This window comes from Myxococcus sp. CA033, from assembly GCF_013336625.1.
Lineage (GTDB): Bacteria > Myxococcota > Myxococcia > Myxococcales > Myxococcaceae > Myxococcus > Myxococcus llanfairpwllgwyngyllgogerychwyrndrobwllllantysiliogogogochensis.
This window is the reverse complement of record NZ_JABUMU010000005.1, coordinates 492,766-508,687: the sequence shown is the minus strand read 5'-3', so window position 1 is coordinate 508,687 and position 15,922 is coordinate 492,766. Positions and strand designations below refer to the sequence as shown.

The 15,922-nt window shown below is 68.2% G+C and carries 13 protein-coding genes; 9 read left to right on the top strand and 4 right to left on the bottom strand.

Going from position 1 to position 15,922, the window contains the following annotated elements:
* Positions 1-8 precede the first annotated feature (8 nt).
* The 4 genes from add to HUA78_RS17120 all read left to right on the top strand — a co-directional run bounded on the left by add (position 9) and on the right by HUA78_RS17120 (position 4,351).
* Positions 9-1,172 (top strand): adenosine deaminase, encoded by a 1,164-nt coding sequence (add, locus tag HUA78_RS17135; RefSeq protein WP_141642267.1) that lies wholly within the window; start codon positions 9-11, stop codon positions 1,170-1,172.
* A 104-nt stretch (positions 1,173-1,276) separates the two neighbouring features.
* Positions 1,277-2,056, top strand: a complete 780-nt coding sequence (locus HUA78_RS17130; protein ID WP_141642268.1) for an SDR family NAD(P)-dependent oxidoreductase — start codon at positions 1,277-1,279, stop codon at positions 2,054-2,056.
* Positions 2,057-2,334: 278 nt separating this feature from the next.
* The gene (locus HUA78_RS17125) at positions 2,335-3,759 is read left to right on the top strand and encodes an RtcB family protein (protein ID WP_174456540.1); all 1,425 of its coding nucleotides are present in this window, start codon (positions 2,335-2,337) and stop codon (positions 3,757-3,759) included.
* A 124-nt stretch (positions 3,760-3,883) separates the two neighbouring features.
* Positions 3,884-4,351 (top strand): hypothetical protein, encoded by a 468-nt coding sequence (locus tag HUA78_RS17120; protein WP_141642270.1) that lies wholly within the window; start codon positions 3,884-3,886, stop codon positions 4,349-4,351.
* Here HUA78_RS17120 and HUA78_RS17115 read toward each other — a convergent pair.
* The gene (locus tag HUA78_RS17115; RefSeq protein ID WP_141642271.1) at positions 4,344-4,877 is read right to left on the bottom strand and encodes a GNAT family N-acetyltransferase; all 534 of its coding nucleotides are present in this window, start codon (positions 4,875-4,877) and stop codon (positions 4,344-4,346) included. The two genes, HUA78_RS17120 and HUA78_RS17115, sit on opposite strands and share 8 nt — an antisense overlap.
* A 7-nt stretch (positions 4,878-4,884) precedes the next feature.
* Positions 4,885-6,114: a glucose-1-phosphate adenylyltransferase gene (glgC, locus tag HUA78_RS17110; protein ID WP_141642272.1), complete on the bottom strand. Its 1,230-nt coding sequence runs from the start codon at positions 6,112-6,114 to the stop codon at positions 4,885-4,887.
* A gap of 227 nt (positions 6,115-6,341) precedes the next feature.
* Between glgC and HUA78_RS17105 the strand changes: the two genes are divergently transcribed.
* The 5 genes from HUA78_RS17105 (at position 6,342) to HUA78_RS17085 (ending at position 10,429) form a co-directional block, all read left to right on the top strand.
* The gene (locus HUA78_RS17105; RefSeq protein WP_141642273.1) at positions 6,342-7,220 is read left to right on the top strand and encodes a GGDEF domain-containing protein; all 879 of its coding nucleotides are present in this window, start codon (positions 6,342-6,344) and stop codon (positions 7,218-7,220) included.
* A 2-nt stretch (positions 7,221-7,222) separates the two neighbouring features.
* Entirely contained in the window at positions 7,223-7,381 is a 159-nt protein-coding gene (locus tag HUA78_RS17100) for a hypothetical protein (RefSeq protein WP_174462834.1), read from the top strand.
* A gap of 36 nt (positions 7,382-7,417) precedes the next feature.
* On the top strand, positions 7,418-7,990 hold the full coding sequence (locus tag HUA78_RS17095; RefSeq protein ID WP_306663490.1) for an IS630 family transposase: 573 nt from the start codon (positions 7,418-7,420) through the stop codon (positions 7,988-7,990).
* Entirely contained in the window at positions 7,888-8,484 is a 597-nt protein-coding gene (locus HUA78_RS17090) for a transposase (protein WP_254623748.1), read from the top strand. Before HUA78_RS17095 ends, HUA78_RS17090 begins: the two co-directional genes overlap by 103 nt.
* 358 nt (positions 8,485-8,842) lie before the next feature.
* Positions 8,843-10,429, top strand: a complete 1,587-nt coding sequence (locus HUA78_RS17085; protein WP_217440421.1) for an MFS transporter — start codon at positions 8,843-8,845, stop codon at positions 10,427-10,429.
* 48 nt (positions 10,430-10,477) lie between these two features.
* Here the strand turns inward: HUA78_RS17085 and HUA78_RS17080 are convergent, their stop codons facing one another.
* Entirely contained in the window at positions 10,478-11,506 is a 1,029-nt protein-coding gene (locus HUA78_RS17080; protein WP_174456537.1) for an NAD-dependent epimerase/dehydratase family protein, read from the bottom strand.
* Entirely contained in the window at positions 11,503-15,915 is a 4,413-nt protein-coding gene (locus tag HUA78_RS17075; RefSeq protein WP_174456536.1) for an AMP-binding protein, read from the bottom strand. Before HUA78_RS17075 ends, HUA78_RS17080 begins: the two co-directional genes overlap by 4 nt.
* Positions 15,916-15,922 lie beyond the last annotated feature (7 nt).

Below are 15,922 nucleotides of genomic sequence, written 5' to 3'. Positions count from 1 at the left end.
ATTCGACCATGCCTACGATTCGTGACGACGAGATTCCCAGCGCCACCGGCATCCCTTCTGGAGCCCGGCGGACGGACTTCGTCCCGCCCCCCACGCTGGCGGTGACCGAAGAGCTGCTGCACGCTTTGCCGAAGACGGACCTGCACTGCCACCTGGATGGCTCGATGCGGGTGAAGACCATTCTCGAGCTCGCCGAGCAGCAGAAGGTCAAGCTGCCCTCGGACACCGTGGACGGACTGGCCAAGGCCATCCACATGGGTGAGGTCTGCGAGAGCCTGGAGGAGTACCTCGTCGCGTTCGACGTGACGCTCTCCGTGCTCCAAACGGCGGATGCCCTCTACCGCGCGGCCTATGAGCTGGCGGTGGACGCGGCGGCGGAGAACGTGCGGTGGCTGGAGGTGCGCTATTCGCCCGCGCTGCACCTGCAGAAGGGCCTGAAGATGACCACCGTCATCGACTCGGTGCTCGAGGGCCTGAGGGTGGCCAAGCGCGAGACGGGCATCAAGTGCGGCGTCATCGTCTGCGGCATCCGCCACATCAATCCGCAGACGTCCATGCGGCTGGCGGAGCTGTCGGTGGCCTACAAGAACCGGGGCGTCATCGGCTTCGACCTCGCGGGCGCCGAGGCCAGCTTCCCGGCCAAGGACCACAAGGACGCCTTCCAGCTCATCCTGAAGAACAACGTCAACTGCACCGCCCACGCCGGCGAGGCGTACGGCCCCGAGTCCATCTCCCAGGCCATCCACAACCTGGGTTCGCACCGCATTGGCCACGGCACGCGGCTGCGCGAGGACGGGGACCTGCTCAACTACGTCAACGACCACCGGATTCCACTGGAGGTCTGTCCGACGTCGAACGTGCAGACGGGCGCGGTGTCGAGCCTCGCCGCGCACCCGTTGAAGTTCTACTTCGACTACGGCCTGCGGGTGACCATCAACACCGACAACCGCCTCATCACCGACACAACGGTGACGAAGGAGCTGTGGGTGGCGCACAAGGAACTCGGGCTGTCGCTCGATGACCTGGCCACCATCATCGTCTCCGGCTTCAAGAGCGCCTTCCTCCCGTTCCGCGAGAAGCAGGACATGCTGCGGTTGGTGAACGAGGAAATCGCCACCACGCTGGCCGCCTTCGACAAGAAGCGGCATGTGCCCGTGAAGCAGCCCGCGTGATGGCGTAGCCTCCGCTGTGTGCGCGGCGTCATCGGTCGCGCGCCGGTGTCCATGCCGGAGGCTCTCGCGAGCCTCCGGTGCCGTGGACCGCGAAGGAGGCGCACATGGACCTGGAGCTGGGTGGCAAGGTGGTGTTGGTGACGGGCGGCTCGGACGGGCTGGGGGCGGCGGTGGCCCGACGGCTCGTCCGGGAAGGGGCGCGAGTGGCCTTGTGTGCCCGGGGCGCGGAGCGACTGGAGGCCACGGCCACGGCCCTGCGCGCGGAGGGCGGTGACGTCCTCGCGGTGCAGGCGGACGTGTCCAAGGCGTGGGAGGTCGAGCACTTCGTGGACGCGGCCCATGCGCGGTGGGGGCGGGTGGACGCGCTGGTGAACAACGCCGGCACTGCCTCGGCCCGTCCGTTCTCCTCGGTGACGGACGCGGAGTGGGAAACGGACCTCCAGCTCAAGTTGTTCGCGGCGGTGCGGGCGTCGCGGCACGTGCTGCCTCACCTGAGCGAGTCCGGGGGAGGGTCCATCGTCAACGTGCTTTCGATTGGCGCGAAGTCTCCGGGGGCGCAGTCCACGCCGTCCTCGGTTTCGCGCGCGGCGGGCATGGCGCTCACGAAGGCGCTGTCGAAGGAGCTGGGGGCGAAGAACATCCGCGTGAACGCGGTACTCGTGGGCATCATCGAGAGTGGCCAGTGGGTGCGCCGGGCGCAGGAGCTGGGCAAGTCGGTGGAGTCGTTCCAGGCGGAGATGGCGCGCAACGCGGGCATTCCCCTGGGGCGGGTGGGCCGCGCGGAGGAGTTCGCGGACGTCGTCGCCTTCCTGCTGTCGCCTCGGGGCGGCTACATCAGTGGCGCGGCCATCAACGTCGACGGTGGCCTGTCCGGGGCGGTGTAGTCCCGACGGAGTGACGGCGACGTGCTGCTCGCGGCCGCATGGCTCTTCGTCGAGCGGGCAAAGCCGTCCTGTGTATAGAGCCGTGACCTTGGACGAGGTGTGGCCGCTCCGGTGGACTGTTTCGTCAGTCCCCGGGGCGCCCTGCGTCCCTGCGCGGTGAGGATGGCTTTCGAGCCGTCCGGCGACCGCGGCTGCTGACCCAAGGTCCACCATCTCTCTTCGCCACGTCTCCCCGAGCCGCTCGCACGCGAGCACCGGGGCATTCCCTGAGTTGGGTCATGCAGCCGAAACTGAATCGGCTCCTGCGGGCGCTTGCCCGCGAGGGGCTCGAGGTGACCTATGACGGTCACCTCTACACCGTGCGCCTCCACGGTGACGCGAACGCGCCACCCGCCGAGGTGCTTCTTCCCCCGGACCTGCCCGTCGAGGGCAAGGCCTTCCAACAACTCGCACAGCTCGCGGCCCTGAAGCACCCGGGCGGTGGCGAGGTGCTGCGCGTGCGCGCCACTCCTGATTTCCACCCGGGCGACTCCGGTGTGGCCATCGGCTCGGTGCTGCACACGCGGGGTCTCGTCGTCCCGGGCGCCGTGGGCACCGACATCAACTGCGGCATGCGCTTGCACGTCGCGGACCTCTCCGTGGAGGACTTCCTGGCTCGACGCGACGACTTCGTCGAGCGCATGAAGGGCCACTACTTCTTCGGCACGAGGGACGTGGCGATGTCCTCGCGTGCGTCCACGGCCCTGCTGCGCGACGGCATCCCAGGCTGGCTCCTGGAGACGCTGGACGCACCGTTGGGCTGCGCGCGAACGGCGGACCTGGGGCAGCTCGACGCGGAGGTGGGCCGCATCCATCTGGGCGGCGCGCTGAGAGGAAACCCGAGCTGGGCACCGGACGCACTCACCCGTGAGGGCGTGGTGCGCGACGCGGGCCTGGGCACCATTGGCGGAGGCAACCACTTCGTCGAGGTGCAGCGCGTGGAGGCCGTCGAGGACCGGGCCCGAGCCTGGGAGTGGGGCGTGCGAGAGGGGCAGCTCGCGTTCATGATTCACACCGGCAGCCGCGACGTGGGCAAACACGTCGGGGTCGCCTGGCGTGAGCGCACCCGCAAGGCGTGGCCACAAGGGGCTCCCTTTCCGGAGAGCGGCATCCTCCCCCTGGCCGACGAGGCGCTCGTCTCCGGCTACCTGGAGGCGGAGGCCACGGCCGCCAACTACGCCTTCCTCAACCGCCTGCTGCTCGCGGAGCTTCTGCGACAGACGCTGCGCGAGCTGTTCGGAGACGTGGAGGCACCGCTCGTCTACGACGTTCCGCACAACCTCACCCTCCCGTACGAGGGGGGCTGGTTGGCGCGCAAGGGGGCCTGCCCCGCGGGCGCCGAACAGCCCGTCATCATTCCCGGCTCCATGGGCGCCACGTCCTTCCTCATGGTGGGGTGTGGCGATGCGCGGGCGCTGGAGTCCGCGTCACATGGGGCGGGGCGGGCGCGCTCGCGCTTCTCCCTGTCTCGCGGCGGGGCGGACCAGAGCGAGGCGGCGCTGGGGCTCAAGGGCGTGGACTGCATCACCCTGCGCTCGGAGCGGCGGGTGGAGGAGGCCCCGGCCGCCTACAAGCCCATCCGTCCGGTGGTGGACTCGCAGGTGAAGGCGGGCATCGTCCGCGAGGTGGCGCGGCTGGCGCCCCTGCTCACCTTCAAGGCGTGAGCATGACGACTGGGGGACGGTGCGGCGCCATTTCGCTTGGTGCCCGCACCGCCTCCTGGTTGGAATGCGCGCCGTCCCGGGCCGTGGGCCCGCGCACCCTTCACGTGTCATGGGAGCTGGAAACATGGAGAACGTATACGGAGCCCCCGCGGGAGACGGCTTCCCTGGCACGAACCCGAAAGAGGCCGTGTCCCTGCCGGCCATCCTCCTGATGGTCACCTCCGCGGTGACGTTCCTGTGGGCGCTCACCAACATGGCGACGCCCGTGGGCCCGGAGCAACTGGACCAGATCTACAACGACCCGAACCTGGCGCGTTACCGGGACGCGATTGATCAGAACAGGGAGACCATTGAATGGTTCGTCTCCATGGGCGGCAGGTTGGCGACGTTCGGCCCCGTCGTCCTCCTCAATGCGCTCACCTTCTTCGGTGCGTTCAAGATGCGGCAGCTCCAGAGCCGTGGACTGGCCATGGCGGGTGCCATCGCGTCGCTCGTGCCATGCTGTGGCACCTGCGGCTGTCTCGCCCTGCCCATCAGCATCTGGGCGCTGGTGGTGCTGGCCAAGCCCGAGGTCAAGGCCGCCTTCAGGTAGACGTCATCGCCCCGGCGCTTGGCTCGCGTCGCGAGGAGAGCATGGGCCTGCGCTTCTGCATCCGCACGCAGGCCAGCTGCACCCGTTGCGTCAACGGCCGTTTGGCCGGGTGCAGAGATACGTAGCCGCGGTGCCTGTAGAAGTCCTCCGCGTTGAGGCTGGCATCCAGGCCCAACAGCGGCGTGCCGCCCCCCCAGGCCACCGACTCCAGCGCGGCGAGCAGACGGGAGCCGACGCCGTGGCCCACCTCGTCTGGCACCACGTAGAGGGCCTCCAACTCTCCGGCGCGGGAATCGAGCTGGCCAAAGCCCACCAGCCGTCGGCCTCGCTCCGCCACCAGCACCGTGCGAGGCCGGTCCGGCCGGAGGTAACCCTCTGGCCGCAGCAGGCTCACCCAGGTATTCAGCTCATCGGGGGCATAGACACCCTGGCACAGCGTCTCCACCGCCTCGGTGTGGACACGCCACAGCGCGCGACGGTCCGAGTCGCGCGCTGGCCGCAGGTGAAGGCCCCCCGATGAGCCCATGGTCGCCTCACACCACTTTCATGCCCTTGGGAATCACGACGACGCCATCCGGTGTGACGTGGAAGCGCCGCTTGTCCTCCACCGGGTCGTAGCCAATGGTCGTCCCCGGCGGAATCTCCACGTTCTTGTCGATGATGGCCTTCCGGATGCGGCTGCGGCGGCCGATGGTGACGTTCTCGAAGAGGATGGACGCCTCCACTTCCGAGTACGAGTTGACGCGCACCTTCGGGGACAGCACGGAGCGATTCACGTGCCCGCCGGAGATGATGCAGCCCTCGGCCACCAGCGAGTCCGTGGCGTGGCCGACCCGCTGGTTGTCCTTGTCCGCGAAGACGAACTTGGCCGGCGGGTAGTTGTTGGACTGCGTGTGGATGGGCCAGCGGTCGTTGTACAGGTTGAAGACGGGGTCCACCTCCACCAGCTCCATGTTGGACTGGTAGTACACGTCGATGTTCCCCACGTCCCGCCAGTAGCCGCGCTCCTTGCCCTCCTGCCCGGCGATCTCGTTCTGCGCGAAGTCGTACACGTACACCGGCGCCGTCTTGTACATCTGGCTGATGATGGACTTGCCGAAGTCGTGAGCGCTGGTCTCGTTGGCCGCGTCGCGCACCACCTCCTGCACCAGCACCTCGGTGGTGAAGAGGTAGTTGCCCATGGAGGCCAGGCACATCTTCGGGTTGCCCGGCATGGGCGGCGGGTCCTTGGGCTTCTCCAGGAACGCGCGCATGCGCCCGTCGGGGCCCACGTCGATGATGCCGAACTCGCGCCCCTGCTCAATCGGGACGGGGATGGCCGCCACGGTGCACGCGGCCCGCTTGGACATGTGGAAGTCGAGCATCTGCCGCGTGTCCATCCGGTACACGTGGTCCGCGCCGAAGACGAAGATGAAGTCCGGCTCCTCGTCGGTGATGATGTTGAGGTTCTGGTAGATGGCGTCGGCGCTGCCTTTGTACCAGTCCACGCCGGTGCGCATCTGCGCGGGCACCGCCTCCACGTAGTGGCCCAGGAAGGCGGACATCCGCCAGGCGCGGGACAGGTGGTTGTTGAGCGAATCGCTCTTGTATTGGGTGAGCACCTTGACCCGGTAGACACCCGAGTTGGTGAAGTTGGAGAGGGCGAAATCGATGATGCGGTAGCGTCCCCCGAAGGGGACGGCGGGCTTGGCCCGCTCACGGGTGAGGGGCTCCAGACGCGTACCCGCGCCGCCCGCCAGAATCATCGCCAGGACTTTGGACATAGTTGGGCCGGACGTTAGTCCGCCCCCCTCGGGCGACAAGGCCGCCGAGGCCTGCTCGGTTGCCTTCGTTGAGTGCCCAACCGCCCGCCCACGTCCTCCACTCCGGGCCGGACTCCCCAGATGTGGGACATGGTCGCCGTCGGGGTCTTCCTGGGAGCGACGGGAAGCACGGTTCCCGCAGGGGTTACTTGGCTTCCGAAAAGGGGGTCGTGATAGCCTTGGCGGCGATGTCAGGCGACGAAACGCGCGTCACCAAGATTTCCTCCCTGGATCTGCGCTCTGAGCGCAGCACCGAGTGCTGCCTCGTCCAGATTCACGGCCCGGAGCTCGGCAAGAAGTACCTTGTCGACTCCGAGCTGACCATTGGCAGGGACCAGCACAACCACATCGTGGTGGACCTGGACAACGTCTCCCGTCGGCACGCCCGCGTGCTGGGGCGGGGCGGGAAGATGCTGGTGGAGGATTTGGGTTCCACCAACGGCACCTACCTGAACGACCAGGAAGTGCTCCAGGCCCAGCCGCTTCGCAGCGGCGACCTCATCAAGGTAGGGGGCTCCATCTTCAAGTTCCTCGATGGCGACAACATCGAGACCCAGTACCACGAGACCATCTACACGCTGACCATCGCCGACGGCCTCACCGGCGTGAACAACAAGCGCTTCTTCCTGGAGTACCTCGAGCGGGAGATGGGCCGCTCCAGCAGGTACCAGCGCACGTTGTCGCTGATGATGTTCGACATCGACCACTTCAAGCAGATCAACGACGTCCACGGGCACCTGGCCGGGGACTACGTGCTGCGGGAGTTGGCTCAGTCCGTCAAGCGGCTGGTGCGCCGTGAGCAGTGCTTCGCGCGCTACGGCGGCGAGGAGTTCGCCGTGGTCATGCCCGAGGACGGGCCGGACAAGGCGCTCCTGTTCGCGGAGAAGATTCGCAAGCTCATCGCGGAGAAGTCCTTCGTCTACGACGAGAAGGAGATTCCGGTGACCATCTCCATCGGCGTGGCGGAGATGGCGGTGGACATGACGGAGCCCACCCACTTCATCAAGGTGGCGGACGCCAACCTGTACAAGGCCAAGAAGACGGGCCGCAACCGGGTGGTGGGCTAGTCATGGCGCAGGGCGAACAGGGGCCTTCCAAGCTGGCGCGGCTGGTGCTCGTGCTGCTCGGGCTGAGCTTCCTGGGCGCCGCGTGGGTGTGGAGTCACCGCTCGGAGCCCTGGGCGGGGAAGATGGTGGACCGTGCCCGCGCGTCGGTGGGTCGGCGCTAAACCCCTTCAGGGAAGTCGGGTTAGGGGCTGAGGGTTATGCCATGGAGGGGGGCGTCCATGGCGTGGCAGCCAAAGCACTGGACAGTGCAGCAGCTTGAGGAGCGGCGGCTTGCGGCCGGGAAACTCCTGCGGCGGGGGCACCTATCGCAGGCGGAGGTTGCACGCCGTGTGGGTGTCAGCGAGGCCTCGGTCAGTCGCTGGGCGCGGCGACTGCACGAGGCGGGCGGCAGCACACGCGGGTTGAAGGCGAGGCCGCGCACGGGCCGGCCGTCGAAGTTGAGTTTGGGGGAATGGCAGCAGGTCTCGGAGTTGGTAAGGGCAGGGGCGCGTACGTGTGGCTTCCCTACCGAGCGCTGGACGCTCACGCGAGTGGCGCACCTCATCCAGCGTACGTTCGGAGTGCACTACCACCCCAATTACCTGGCCGAGTGCCTTCACCGGTTGGGTTTAAGTCCACAGCAGCCCCGCACGCGAGCCAAGGAGCGTGACGATGCGTTGGTGGAAGCATGGCTGAAGCGCGACTGGCCCCGCATCAAAAGGGGGCTCGAAGAAGCGGGCGGGCCATTGCCTTCGTGGACGAGACAGGTAGTTCGTTTCGGGCCCGCGTAGCGTCTACCTGGGCGCCCGTCGGGCATCCGCCCATCCTGCGCCGTCGTGACAAGCGGCGCGAAGTCTCCAGCATCGTCGCCCTCGTTGCCCCGTACGGCCACAGGCCGGCGCGCCTGTATTCGCGCCACCGGGAGGGCAGCTTCACCAGCCGGGACGTCATCACTGCCCTGCGCTACTTCCGCAGGAAGGTGGGTCGTTCGCTCACTATCGTGTGGGACGGTCTCAACCAGCACCACAGTGCCGAGACGCTCGACTTCGTCGCACGCCACCCCGAGGACTTCCGCCTTGAACGGCTACCAGGCTATGCGCCAGACCTCAATCCCGAGGAGGGCTGCAACGGCATGGTGAAGGCCGAGCTGCGCAATGCCACGCCCGACTCTGTCGCCGAGCTGCGCGCCCAGGCACGCGCTTCATTCGTGCGCCTGGGCCACCGCCACGATGTTCTCGCCGCCTTCTTCCTTCACGCGGGTCTGCGCCTTACCGGACTTTCCTGAAGAGGGTTAGGTCCACCTCGAGCGGGCGACGCGGCTTCGGTTGCTCCGGATTTCCTGCTGACTGCTCGGAGCCCCGGCCGCTGTGCGAGGCTTGGAGTGTGCCCTGGCTCGCCGTCACGGCGTGCTCGGGCCCGTCCAGGTGTCAGGCGCGCTAGAGAGCGCTGAGGTCGAGACGGCACTCCAGTGGACGTGACGTGCAGTGGCCGGTGCGTCACGCAGGCGTGCGCCTTGTGCGCGGCGACGCTCCAGGCAGACAGCCCCCTGTGCCTGGCAGGCCACCCTGGTGTCATGGACGCACGTTCATGGCGTCTGGGCTCCACGCGTTGGAATCGACGATGGGGAAGCGTGAGTCCCCTGGATGGAAGCACTGAAAGTGGGAGAGGGTGACGTGATGATGAAGTCCCAGGATGCGGTGGGCGGAGCGCCTCCCCTGGCGGGACGCAAGGAGTGGATTGGCCTGGTGGTGCTCGCGCTCCCCACGCTGCTCATCTCCGTGGATGTCAGCGTGCTCTATCTGGCGTTGCCGCACCTGAGCGCGGAGCTGGGGGCGAGCAGCGTGCAGCAGCTGTGGATCATGGACATCTACGGCTTCATGCTCTCCGGCCTGCTCGTGACGATGGGCACGCTGGGGGACCGCATCGGCCGGCGCAAGCTGCTGCTGATAGGAGCCTCGGCCTTCTGTCTCGCGTCGGTGGCGGCGGCGTACTCCCGCACTCCGGAGATGCTCATCGCCTCGCGTGCCGCGCTGGGCATGGCTGGCGCGACGCTGATGCCCTCCACGCTGGCGCTCATCAGCAACATGTTCCAGGTGCCACGGCAGCGCTCGCTGGCCATCGCCGTGTGGCTCAACTGCTTCCTCCTGGGCATGGTCGTCGCGCCGCTGCTCGGCGGGCTGCTGTTGCAACACTTCTGGTGGGGCGCCGCGTTCCTGATGGGCGTCCCGGTGATGGGGGTGTTGCTGGTGGCGGCGCCGCTGTTGCTCCCCGAGTACAAGGACCCCGCGGGAGGCCGCGTGGAGCTGACCAGCGTGGTGTTGTCGCTGGCCGCGATTCTCCCCACCGTCTATGGCCTCAAGCAGCTGGCCCGATATGGCTGGCATCCGCTGCCCGCCGCGGTGCTGCTGGGAGGACTCGCCCTGGGCGTGGTGTTCGTCCGGCGTCAGGGGCGGCTGGCCCATCCCCTGTTGGACCCCCGGCTGTTCGCGAACCGTGCGTTCAGCGCGACGCTGGTCATCATGCTGTTCATGGCCATCTGCTCGGGCGGGATGGCCTTGCTCGTTCCCATGTACTTCCAGTTGGTGGCGGGGCTGTCGCCCCTGGACGCCGGGCTGCGGATGGTGCCGCAGATGGTGGGGATGATGGCGAGCTCACTGCTGGGGCCCTTCATCATCCGGCGGATGCGCCCGGGCTTCATCATGGCCGCGGGGCTGATGTTGTCGAGCCTGGGCTATGCGGTGATGACCCAGGCGGACAGCGTGGGTGGAGGCCTGTTGCTGGTGGTCGGCACCGTCGTGGCGGCCATCGGCTTCGCGCCCATGGCCGTCCTGGGCACGGACCTGGTGGTGGGCTCGGCGCCCCCGGAGAAGGCAGGCTCCGCGGCCTCGGCCTCGGAGACCGCCAATGAGCTGGGCTTCGCCCTGGGCGTCGCGCTGATGGGCAGCCTGGGCACCTTCATCTACCGGAAGCGGATGGACACGGTGGTGATGCCCGACATCCCGATGGAGGTCGCCGACCGAGTCCGAGAGAGCCTCATCGGCACGGCGGCCGTGGTGCCCTCGCTCCCACCGTTGCTCCAGGCTTCCCTGCTGGGGGCCGCGCGGGAGTCCTTCACCGTGGGACTCAACACCGCCGCGGCGATTGGCGCGGGGGTCTTCCTCGCGCTCTCGGTGCTCGCGGCCGTGACGTTGCGGAACGTCCGTCCGGGGCACCACACCGGAGATGGGTGAAGCGCCGCCCTTCGTGTGGGGCGGCGCTCCTCACCGTGCACGAAACGCTCAGGTGCCTTCGCGCAGGTCGCCGAGCCGGCCCTTGGTGCCGGGCAGGCTCCCGGGCGGCAGCTTCCCGTAGATGTGCTTCACGGTGTCGACCAGCGTCTCCTGCACGTCGCGCGCGCGGAAGCCCAGCTCGGCCTCCGCCTTGCCGGCGTCCAGCCAGAAGTAGTGCTCGCCAATCTCCACTTCCTGCGGATCCAACGGCGCGGGCGTGCCGCGCAGCTTCGCCCAGCGCTCCAGCAACTGGCCGCCCAGGATGTTCATCTGCGCGGGCAGCCGCAGCCGGGGCGCGGGCACGCCGGTGAGGCGCTCCAGCCGCTGGAAGAACTCCCGGGTCGTCATGTTCACGCCCATCAGGTGGCGGCTGTACAGCTCGCCCCGGGTGAGCGCCTGGTGGAACGCCTCCGCGGCGTCGCGCACGTCCACGAAGGAGATGCCGCCACCCGGCATCGCCGGAATCTCCCGGTTGAGGAACTTCACCACCGTCCACGTCGACGACAGCCGGTCATCCCCCGGCCCCATCAACAGGCTGGGGTTGAGCACCACGAGCGGAATGGCGTGCTTGCGGCAGTACTCCAGCGCCAGCTTCTCCTCGTAGATTTTGGAGATGTAGTACGGCCACCGCGCTACCACGGTAATCGGATAGTCAGCGGACTCGTCGAAGACCGCCTCTTCCTTCGAGACCGCCGTGGTGCCGGACGTGGACGCGAGGACGACGCGCTTCACGCCCGCCTCGCGCACGTCGCGCAAGAGCTCTCGCGTGCTGTCCACGTGCAGCTCGAACATCTTCCGAGCGTCCTTCGGCTGGAAGGAGACGAGCCCGGCGAGGTGATAGACGCCCTCCACGCCGTCCAGCGCGCGGCGCACCGCGTCCCGGTCCTTCAAGTCACCCGCGACGTACTCCGTGCCCGCATACGCCGGCCCCGTCGGACGCGAGCGCCCGATGAGGCGCACCGTGTGGCCCGCCGCCACCAGCTTGGGCACCAGATGCGTGCCCAGGAATCCCGTGCCTCCAGTGACGAGCAGCTTCACGAGTTCTTCCCTCCCGAGGGGAGCGCGGGCAGGACGTCCACGTCCGTCGAGGGCGGTCCGCCCAGGTTGAGGACGCGTCCGTCACGCAGCTCGCGCACCGCGTCCTCGGCGATGCGGGTGGCGTAGCGGTAGCTCTCCGAGCGCGCCATGCCCTGCGTGCGAGCACGCAGCGCCTCGTGTCCCAGCGCGGGGCCGATGCTCACCTTGAGGTCCTTGGACTTGGGGAAGACGCTCCCCTTGGGCAGTGCGTCGAAGGCGCCGTGGATGTAGAGCGGCAGCACGTCCACCCGGTACGTCAACGCCAGATAGCCCAGCGTGGACTTGAACTCCTGCAGCTCTCCGGTGGGCGAGCGGGTGCCCTCCGGGAAGATGAGGACGTTGAAGCCCTGACGCAGCGCCTCGCCCGCCTGACGCAGCGACTGGCGCAGCGAGCCGTGCCGTTCGATGGGGACCAGGTTGGTGAAGTTCTCGAACCACGCGCGCTTGAGCGGCGTGTCGAAGAAGTAGTCGCGCGCGGCCAGCGAGACGAGCCGGTCTCCCTGCTCCGCCAGCACCACGCGCACCAGCCCCGCGTCCAGGTGGCTGGCGTGGTTGGCGATGACCAGGAAGTTGCGGTTCATCGGGATGAAGGGACGGCCCGTCACCTTCACGTCGAAGACGCCGCCGTAGAGGACCTTCTGCCCGAAGGACAGCAGCTGCCGGCCCACGTCCGCGACGACGTCCGGCACCGGAATCTCCACCTCTTCCGCCTTCGCGTTCTCCTTGGAGATCTCCTTCGCCCGGGTCTCCGCGGACGGCCTGCGACCCGACGCCACCACCACCTTGCGCAGGTCCTCCACCGTCTGCACCTGCGTCAAATCCTCAATCGCCGGCAGCGGCACACCCGCGCCTTCCAGCGCGGAGGACAGCTCCGTGAGCATCAGCGAGTCGAAGCCCAAATCCCCCGTGAGGTGCGTCTCCGGACGCACGTCCGTGAGCGGCTTGTGACAGACCTCGGCGATGAGCGGGTAGAGCCACTCGGACGCGCCGCCGGTGCCCGCCACCGTGGCGGCGACCTTCTCGCGCGCCTTGGTGGCGCTGGCCGCCACGCGCTCCAGCCGCTGCAGCTCCTCCACCACCTGCTTGCGCTTCACCTTGCGCGTGGAGGTGCGCGGCAGCTCGCCGTCCCAGAAGCGCAGCACCTTCATGCGCCGGTAGAAGGGCATGCCCGCGCCCACCTTGCGGAAGTGCTCCTCCAGGTCGCGGCGCACCTCCTCGCGGGGGCGGTCGCCGTAGTCCGGCACGCACAGACACGCCACCTTCTCGCCACCCGCGTCGTCCGGCAGCCCGACGATGGACAGCTCCTTGACGTGCGGGTGCTCCTGGTAAAGCTCCTCCAACTCGTCCGGGTAGATGTTCTTCCCGTTGTGGTCGATGATGACGTCCTTGGCTCGACCCACCAGGTACAGCCGACCCTCCGCGTCCACGCGGCCCAGGTCGCCGGTGTGCAGCCAGCCTTCCTTCAGCACCGCCTCCGTCGCCTCGCGGTCTCCGAAGTAGCCCGCCATGACGTTGGGGCCCTTGGCCAGCACCTCGCCAATGCCGTCGTTGTCCGGATGGAGGATGCGCACTTCGATGCCCGTGAGCGGCTTGCCCACCGAGCCGGGCGTGCGCTTGTTGCCAGGCGACGCGACGGCGAGCACCGGCGCGGCCTCCGTCAGGCCGTAGCCCTCCGTGATGTTGAAGCCCAGCTCGTGGAAGGCCTTGTGCACTTCCTCGGGCAGCGCCGAGCCACCGGACACCAGCACCTTGATGCGCCCGCCGAACTTGCGGTGCACGGGCCAGAACAGCAGCTTGCCCAGGTTGACGTTGGCGCGGTTTCGCAGCTCGCCGTGCGTGGCCATCATCGCCTTGATGGCCTGCTCCACCAGCGGCGGACGGCTGGCGAACTCCTGCGTCATCTTCCGGTGCAGCAACTGCCACAGCGCCGGCACACCAATCATCGCGGTGATGCGGCCCGTCTCGAAGACCTCGCCCAGCCGGTCCGACGTCAGCTCGTCGATGTACGTGATTTCAGCGCCCCGTGAGAACGGGGTGAGGAAACCCGCGGAGAACTCGAACGTGTGGTGCAGGGGCAGCACGGACAACACGCCGTCGCCCACGCCCACGTTGAACACGCCGGCCAGCTTCGCCACCAGCGAGGAGAAGTTGCGGTGGGTGAGCATCACGCCCTTGGGCGTGCCCGTCGTGCCCGACGTGAAGATGAGGCTCGCCAGGTCATCCGCCGACGCGGACTTGCGCACCGGCCCGATGCGGTCCTCCGGGTACGCCGGGTCGCCCGTCATCGCCTCCGCGAGGCTGGCGATGATGACGTTGTCACCCAGCGCGCCGAGCAGGCCGGAGAAGTCCCGCGTCGCGTCCTCGGACATCAGGCAGACCTTCGCCTCCGCCCGCTTCGCGATGTTGATGACCTCCGCCTCGCTCAGCCCCGGGTCCACCGGCACCATCGTCGCGCCCGCGCGCAGGATGCCGAAGAAACACGTGCCCCACTCGGGCCGGTTCTCCGACACCAGCAGCACCCGGTCTCCAGGCTTCACGCCCGAGCGCACCAGGAAGCTGCCCACGCGCGCGGCATAGCGGTGCACCTCGCCGAAGGTGAAGCGCTCCTCCTTCTCGCCCGCCACCATCCGGAAGGCCACCCGGTGCCGGTACGCATGCACTGTCGCCTCGAACAGCTCCAGCAAGTCTCTGTGCGCGGGGATGACGGTGCGCTTCTCGCGCTCCTCCTCCAGGCCAGGGAACACCCACTTCTCCAGGCCCGGCAGGTGCGTCTCCATGAAGTACGCGCGCCAGTCGATGTGCTCCGGGTCCCACGGAATCTTCAGCCGGTCCGAGTGCACCATGCGCGTGTAGACCGAGCGCGTGTTGTCACAGCGGAAGACGTACCGGTTCTCGTAGAGGAAGGGGAGGAACAGGTCCGTCATCGCGATGAGGCCCGCGTTGCTCGTCTCCACTTCCTCGAGCGAGACCTTGGCCTTGTCCAGCATCGCCTGCACGGCGGGCGCGCCCCACGCGGGCCGCACCTCGTCGATGGCCTTCCTCAGGAACTTGGCGCCCCGGACGAGCATGGGCGCGCTCATCCACTCGAACTCGAGCTTGCTGACCGGCTGCGGCTCCAGCCGCGAGCGCAGCGAGTTGAGCACCTTGTTGCCCGACTCCTTGTTCCGGTAGTAGCGCCGCCGGTACAGGCCCACCAGCTCCACGGAGCGGCTGGCGTAGAACGGATTCACGTCGCCGGAGGCGAGCTGGTAGACGCGCCGCTCCTCCACGTCGATGGACTGCGCGGTGATGCCAATCGTCGCGCCCGCCACCTGGTCCACCGGGATGATGTCCAGGATGGTGTTCTCGCCCGCGGGGATGCCACCCGGGCCCTTGATGCCGGCGAACGCCAGCGGGGCGGACGTGGTGAAGCCCTCGTTCCAACCCGGGAACGGGAAGTGCCGCGCGCTCTCCACAATCGAGGGCCGCACAATCGCGTAGCGCAGCCCCGGCGTGCCGGCGATGACCTGCTCGCCCAGGGATTTCGTGTACGTGTACGTGTTGGGCCAGCCCCAGTGCGCCGCGCGCTCCATGCCCGCGCGCACCAATTCGCCGCTCAGCCACAGCTTGCGCTCACGGCCGACCGCCAGCCGCAGCGTCTTCTCGTCGTTGACGTCGCGGCCTTCCTCGGCCAGCCGGTCCAACGCCTTCTTGCGGAAGGTGGACGTCAGCGCCCGGTCATCGGCCTGCTCGCGCAGCCGCGCCACGATGCGCTCCGCGTCCTTCAGCTCCTGCTCCAGGCTGAAGTCGCGCCCGTCCAGCTCCTCCTTCTTCGGGAAGTAGCCTCGGACCTCCTCGTCCTCGAACACGAGCCCGCTGCGGTTGCCCGCGACGAAGGACGTGGACATGTGGATGAGGGGCACCGCCCAGCGCAGCGCCAGCTCCACCGCGTACTTCACGCCGTGGGTGTTGACGTTGAGGCCCACTTCCAGCGACGGGTTGAAGGACACCAGGCCCGCGCAGTTGACGAAGGCGTGCACCTTGCCCGTCAGCTCCGCCACCTGGGCTTCTTCCAGGCCCACCCACGGGTCGGTGATATCGCCGTCGAGGACGTGGCACTTCTTGCGCAGGAACTCGAGCGCGCCTTCTTCCCCATACGTGTCGCGCAGGGGCTGGAAGGGCTCGCTGGTGGCGACCTTGTCGAAGAAGCGACGCTCGGCGGAGGCCGCGCTGCCCTTGCGGACGAGCACGTACACCCGCTCCAGCTCCTGCCCGTAGCGGTGCAGCAGCATGGACAGCGTCACCTTGCCCACGAAGCCCGTGGCGCCCGCGAACAAGAGGCGCTTGCCGGTGAAGACCTGGGAGACGTTCAGCTCGGGTTGCGGTGACATGTCCGGC